This is a genomic window from Faecalibacillus sp. TM498, assembly GCF_020589955.1.
Classification (GTDB): Bacteria; Bacillota_I; Bacilli_A; order Erysipelotrichales; family Coprobacillaceae; genus Faecalibacillus; species Faecalibacillus intestinalis.
Genome location: NZ_JAJDKB010000082.1, coordinates 1 through 6,380, shown reverse-complemented (window position 1 = coordinate 6,380; position 6,380 = coordinate 1). Strand labels below are relative to the sequence as shown.

The 6,380-nt window shown below is 29.6% G+C and carries 8 protein-coding genes and 1 tRNA gene; 1 reads left to right on the top strand and 8 read right to left on the bottom strand.

What is annotated here, in order from left to right; all coding sequences use genetic code 11:
* The 8 genes from LJD32_RS14300 to LJD32_RS14270 form a co-directional block, all read right to left on the bottom strand.
* Positions 1-264: hypothetical protein (locus LJD32_RS14300; protein WP_227392730.1), on the bottom strand; the 264-nt coding region annotated here is incomplete at its 3' end.
* Between the two features lie 70 nt (positions 265-334).
* Positions 335-448, bottom strand: coding sequence for a DUF3789 domain-containing protein (locus LJD32_RS15690; protein ID WP_370747613.1), 114 nt, complete (start codon positions 446-448; stop codon positions 335-337).
* Between the two features lie 94 nt (positions 449-542).
* Complete coding sequence (locus tag LJD32_RS14295) at positions 543-1,622, bottom strand: hypothetical protein (RefSeq protein ID WP_227392729.1); 1,080 nt, start codon at positions 1,620-1,622, stop codon at positions 543-545.
* A 22-nt stretch (positions 1,623-1,644) separates the two neighbouring features.
* Positions 1,645-1,830, bottom strand: coding sequence for a hypothetical protein (locus LJD32_RS14290; RefSeq protein ID WP_147338256.1), 186 nt, complete (start codon positions 1,828-1,830; stop codon positions 1,645-1,647).
* Positions 1,831-2,467: 637 nt separating this feature from the next.
* The gene (locus LJD32_RS14285; protein ID WP_227392728.1) at positions 2,468-3,424 is read right to left on the bottom strand and encodes a ParB/RepB/Spo0J family partition protein; all 957 of its coding nucleotides are present in this window, start codon (positions 3,422-3,424) and stop codon (positions 2,468-2,470) included.
* The gene (locus LJD32_RS14280) at positions 3,378-4,199 is read right to left on the bottom strand and encodes a ParA family protein (protein WP_227392727.1); all 822 of its coding nucleotides are present in this window, start codon (positions 4,197-4,199) and stop codon (positions 3,378-3,380) included. Before LJD32_RS14280 ends, LJD32_RS14285 begins: the two co-directional genes overlap by 47 nt.
* A 110-nt stretch (positions 4,200-4,309) precedes the next feature.
* Positions 4,310-4,762, bottom strand: coding sequence for a hypothetical protein (locus LJD32_RS14275; RefSeq protein ID WP_227392726.1), 453 nt, complete (start codon positions 4,760-4,762; stop codon positions 4,310-4,312).
* 240 nt (positions 4,763-5,002) lie between these two features.
* Positions 5,003-5,079: transfer RNA gene (locus tag LJD32_RS14270), tRNA-Arg, on the bottom strand.
* 184 nt (positions 5,080-5,263) lie between these two features.
* On the opposite strand from LJD32_RS14270, the gene LJD32_RS14265 reads away from it, so the two are divergent.
* Positions 5,264-6,148, top strand: a complete 885-nt coding sequence (locus LJD32_RS14265; RefSeq protein WP_227392725.1) for a DMT family transporter — start codon at positions 5,264-5,266, stop codon at positions 6,146-6,148.
* The last annotated feature ends 232 nt before the right edge of the window (positions 6,149-6,380 follow it).

The following is a 6,380-nucleotide window of genomic DNA, read 5'->3' as shown; positions in this document are numbered from 1 at the left end:
AGTTTGCACATCACTTTTTACAGATTCTTGATCTTCCTGAATCGTATTTTCTTCTATTTCTTGTTTGGTTGCATCATTTACAATTTCATCACTTTCATTGGTTTCGTCTTTGGATACATCCTTTTTCTTTGTTTTCTTTTTTGATACCTCTTTTTGTGAAATAACTGCTGCTTTTTTACTTTCTACATGATTGTTCATTGGTAGTGCATTACAAACAACCAACAGTGTAGATAATGCCAAAACTATAACATTCCTTTTTTTCATACTTTCTTCATCTCCTTTTATTCATCATTTATTCATCATTATTTATTTCATATACAGTTTAGACTTCTGTTTACTTATTATCAAATTTACTATTTCCTTTATTAATTTGTAAAAAGCACATTGTGAAAACACCTATTAGTGCACCAATTTGCATTGAAACAATAATAATTATTACTTCCTTCATAATATCCACCTTCCTTCAAAAAAAGACCTATAGTTATTGCTATAGGTCTTTCTACATATTTAGTTTTGATGTTAAGTTTTAAATCATTTGAATTTTATGGTCTTGGTTTTAAACCATAGTAGATACCTAACCTTTCTGCTTTTCTCATTTGATAAGAATAATACAAGCTAGCTAGCGATAAAGTAGGTATTACTTTAGCAAGTGTATCAAAATAGTAAACAACTCCAGATAAAACTGAAGAAAATAATCCAGTTGCTGCTCCTGAACCACTTAATTTATCTAATATATTTTTCACAAATCCGAAATACGTACTAGAAACCATCCCTTGTAATCCAGGTTCCAATTGGCTGTTCATATAATCTATTATTTCTTCTTCTTTTGTTTTTCCATTATCTAAAGCACCAGTAAATGCATTATACATTTTGGCACTTGTTGCTAAAATATCAGTACTATTTGTTATTCCAGCTGCATCAAGAGCTGTTATATATTTTGAATACTCATCATCCATATTTTCTTTTATTGATCCAAGCAATTCATTCATAAGTGTATAATTAGCACCATTTTCAATAAAATTCTTTATTCCGATTGTATAAGTTCTAAATGCTTTATAAATAGCGACACCTGCTTGTGCTTTATAAAATTGTTCATATGCATCTATATCATTTTGCGAAATAATATTTGCATATACAGGATGTCCGAAATTTTTTTCATCTGAAAAACTCTTATCATAGTTTATATTTTCAATATAATGTGAAGTATATAAATATATCGTATATATAGATTCATCATGGTTTCCATCATTATATTCTTTATTATAGACTGATCGAATATACTTCATTCTTTCTTTTTGCTCCTCTTTAGATGCAGGTGGATTTCCATCATATGGATCTCCACTTCGTGATGATTGTATATTAACTTTTTTTGGTATAGATGTATCGAATAAATTATTTTTATCTAATGATAAAGTATCTAATAATTCATCATCCGTTTGAGTTAGTGTAATTAAATTCAATAATTGTCCCGATGTAATACCAGCTGAATTATACTTATCTGAAATATCGATTATTTGATCAGTCACTTCATTTAATGTAATTTCATCTTCCGCATTTACTGTTGGAATAGTTATTAATATCATACCAGCCGTAACAATTCCAATAAGTATTTTTTTAATCATAAGTTTTCTCCTTTCTTTTCTCTTAATCAACATCTAAACTAAATAATGTAAACTGATTATAATTATTAAAACGGACAATCTTTTCCTTTTTATTTTGTAATCTTATTAGATAACTATTTTCTTGATTAACTTCATATGAATCTATTTTTCCAATAATATCTTCAATAACTTTAAAATCTTCTCCAATATCATTCTGATTTTTCATCATAAAAGTTGTATATCCCTTATTTCGACGAACGAGCGAATACTCTTTTGTTTCCAAAACATTACACTCTACATATGCTTTCGTCATGTATAAGTAATTTGCTTGTTTGAAGAAAGAAAAACTTAATCCAGATAACAGCAGAGTAATCGTCCAAAAAATAATAGATATCTTCTTAAAATGAAAATCGAGATAAACTAATTTTCGTCTCAACAAAAGTAATGTAAAATAAACTAAACCATCGAAGGATATTATATTAAGATATTTTTCAGCAATGATAAAAAACAACAAAACTGGGTACAAAATCAAAAAATAATTTTCGCCCAATATCTCATACACTCTATCTGATAGTGTTGGATATATATACTTTTTCAAAGACCTCACAAGAATTCACCTCCATTTTATCTTTATTAAATTTTACTATGTAAGCTTTTTCATTGTCAATTTATATAATTATTCACATATATAAAATAAAAATTGTTTATTTTTCTCTTCTATACTAAATATTACTTTTCCCAGTAAGATAACAGGAAAGGGGTTCTTAGGGGAAAACCGAGTCACATTTCCCCACAAAAAACAGACTCCCCCTTCACTAAGTCTGCTGAAATAAAATGTACAAAAAATACAGTTATATATGTAACTGTCATCTTTCTTGCTCTTTATTTCTTCTTTTTGCCCATCCTTTTAAAAGTTTCAATATAACTTCACTTTTTTCTCTAGGCGTATAGTTTTTTGGAAAGTATTCATTAATATCCTCCATTTTAAACGATAATTTTTCTTTCTGATTCGCTTTTTCTTCTGTCATTATTGAATAAATAACATTTTCATCTAGACGATTTTCTCTTGACAACTCCTTCATTCTTATTGTTTGAGCATGTGAGGGTGTTAAATCAAGTCCTTCTATATTTTTTACAACAAGTTGTTGATTTTCTTTTGAAAGATATGAAAGTTCTACAGCAGGATTAAATGCAATCTTTTTTCCATCACTTCTTATACCATCGACCATATCTCGCAACGGTTCAACTAATTCAGTTAAACGAATAAATCGTTGAATCTGTGTCCTTGTGTTGCCAACATCTTCTGCCAGTTGTTCAATTGAGTACTTATTTTTCAACTTCTGCCCAACTTGGGTAGAAGTTATATCACTTCTTTTACCTTGATGTTTCATTGCATCTAATTTCAATTTGTAAGCAAATCCTCTTTCAGTTGGTAAAATGTTTTCCCTTTGTATATTTGAATCAACCATAATGATTGTTGCTTGGTCATCAGTAAGTTCTCTTACAATAGCCTGTATCTTTTCTTGACCATTTACCATTGCTGCATTCATTCTTCTGTGACCAGAAATCATTTCATATCCGTGACCATTTGGGTGTGGTCTTACAAGAACAGGAACTAAAATACCATTTTCTGAAACACTTTTTACAAGTTCAGACATCTGTTCATCATTTCTAACTCTAAACGGATGATTTTTAAACTCCTGAATATCTTCAACAGGAACTTCCATTATCTTCTCTAGTTTTGCCTCCTGTCTTTGTTCTTCGTTGGTAAATAAATCATCGTACGTAGGAACTCTTATGTCGTTTATGCTCTTTTTCGGCATTTAAGATGACCTCCTTTGTAAAAGCTTCATAAGCTTTAGTTGCTGCACCGTTTGGATCATATTGAAATATGCTTTCTCCTATTCCTGTACTTTCTGCTGCCTTTGTACATCTTGGAATTGTTGTATCAAATACCTTGATATGACCTCCAAAGTTTTCTCTAACTTCATGTGTGATTTTCTTTGATAGATTTGTTCTTTCATTTGTCATTGTAATCAATACACCTTCAATTTTTAAATCATGATTAAGATTTCTTTTAACCATATTAATTGATCTCAATAAATCAGCCATACCTTCAACCGCATAAGGTTCTGCTTGTACAGTTATAACAACTTTATCAGAAGCAGTAAGAGCATTAATAGGTAGATTATCCAGTGATGGATTTGTATCTATAATGACATAATCATAATCATCTTTTACAGTATCAATAAATCTTTTCAATACCGTTTCTCTACACATAGCACTTTCTAATTTAGAATTTATTCCTGCAAGAGAAATATTTGATGGAACAATATCAACATTTTCATTACTGTGAAGTATTAGCTGTTCTCTATCAAGTGGTATATCTTCAATAACTGATACAATAACATCCTTCATAGATAAAGGATATTGTGTTCTGTCATAAAATCCAAATGCTTTTGTTGAATGTCCTTGTGGATCTAAATCTAACAGCAATACCTTTTTGTTATTTAATGCAAGACATGCACTTAAACTGACAGATGTCATTGTTTTACCTACACCACCCTTTTGATTTGCAATTGCTATTACTTCGCTCATTTGTAATCACTCCTATCTTTATATATAGCATTAAATTGACCTCCTTTCTTTTTTGCCAATCATTGATTGGCTATGTAAAAAAAGCCATCTGCTATGATGACTTTTATATGCTATCTTTCTTGTTGTTTATGTTTTGTATTTTTACTGTAGTCTTTTAATGGAACTTTCTTATCCATTACATGCTCTCTAAGTTTAAAAAAATTATCATGACTTTCAGAAGCAATGATATAGTCAAAACAGAATTTTCCTCTGTCAGCTGATGGTTCAACTGTGCTTAAATACCTTTTATTATTAAAAGAAGAATATATAAAAGCATCTCCAACCTCTAAATCTTTAGCAAGTCTTATATTACCCTCATAGAATAAAACGAAGGGTGGACATGCAATTTGTTTCAAAACTGTAGGATAGTTGTTATCTAAAATTGTTACATACTTTGTTTTCAATCCTCTTTTTAATTTAATAAATTCATTTTCATCTACAGGAACTTTTGCTTTTATATCGTTATATATTTTTTCAAAGTCACCATCATGCTTCAAAGCAAAATAAAGCAATACATTATTCATAAGTTCATCACCTCCTTTATATGCAAAAAAGGAGATCCATTTTGAATCTCCTACACTTATTAAATTGTTTACTTAATCCCTTTTAATTTCTAATATGTTATCTAGTTTGTTAGAAAAGCCCTATTTTTGTTAGAAAAAAAATCAAAAAAAGTTCTTAACTTCATTAGAAAGAAAAAAGGATATTTAATAAGCAATAATACCTATCAAACATCCTGTTTTTAATAGAAAAACCAATAAAAATGGCGGTACTTATGGGATTCGAACCCATGACCCTGTGCTCCGGAGGCACATACTCTATCCAACTGAGCTAAAGTACCATATATTTTTTGTAGAAATTATAATCATTTTAGCTAAACACCCGTTTACGCTCCGGAGACGTACGCTTTATCCAGCTAAGCTATAGCACCAGCAAATATATTCTATCATATTAGAGATAAATAATGTATCAAATATAGTATTTTAAATCAATATTTGTTAGAATGTCATCCATGGGGTGAGGTTATGAAAAAAGGAATTATTATTACATTATTAGGTGGTACATTTTGGGGTATTTCAGGAACCATGGGACAGTTTCTATTTCAAACTTATCATTTAAATACAATGTGGCTTACAACATTGCGTATGATCTTTGCGGGAATCATTCTATTAAGTGTTTGTTTTATCAAAGATACAAAAATGACATTAAGTATTTGGAATAATAAAAATGATGTCTTTCAACTTATTTTGTTTGCACTATTAGGATTAATGTTTTGCCAATATTCCTATATGACAGCAATCTATTATTCAAACAGTTCAACCGCAGCTATACTACAATACTTGAATCCAATCTTTATTATGTTCTATACATGTCTTGTTTGTAAAAGACTTCCTTATAAAAAAGAACTTCTTTGTGTTATTTTAGCTTTTGGTGGAACCTTCATCCTAGCAACACATGGAAATATTCATGAAATGATCTTATCTTTTGAAGGATTGTTTTGGGGAGTGATGGCAGGATTGGCTGCTTCGTTTTATTCATTGCTTCCTCGACATATCATGAATAAATACGGCAGTTTGATTCCTACAGGCTATGCCATGATTATAGGTGGCGTCGTATTAGGAATAATTGGCCGTGTTTGGAATATCTCTGTTTCTTTAGATATCTATGGCTATTTAGCAATGGCAGGAATTATTGTTATCGGAACTGTTTTAGCTTTTTCAATGTATCTTATAGGAGTCAATCTTATTGGACCTATGAGAGCCTCTTTGATTGCTGCAGTTGAACCATTAAGTGCAACGATTTGCATGTGTTTATGGTTACATTCTCCTTTTACATTAATGGATGTATTAGGTTTTATTATGGTTATGTCAACAATCTTCATATTATCTTATAAAAAGAAAGCATCATAAAAATAGCATAAAGTATTTAACTTTATGCCATTTTTTATGATTTAAAATATTTTTCTATTTCTAAAACTTCATCTTCAGAAACTTTTAACAATTCAACCGCTTTTGAAAATGAAATACTTAAGCTATTCATCAAATCTGTAATCAGTTCAATATTTTTCTTTTTTGTCCTTGTACTAATCCTTTTTCTATATTTTCTCTGGCTATCATTTCTCCTAAATTACACATCTTTTTA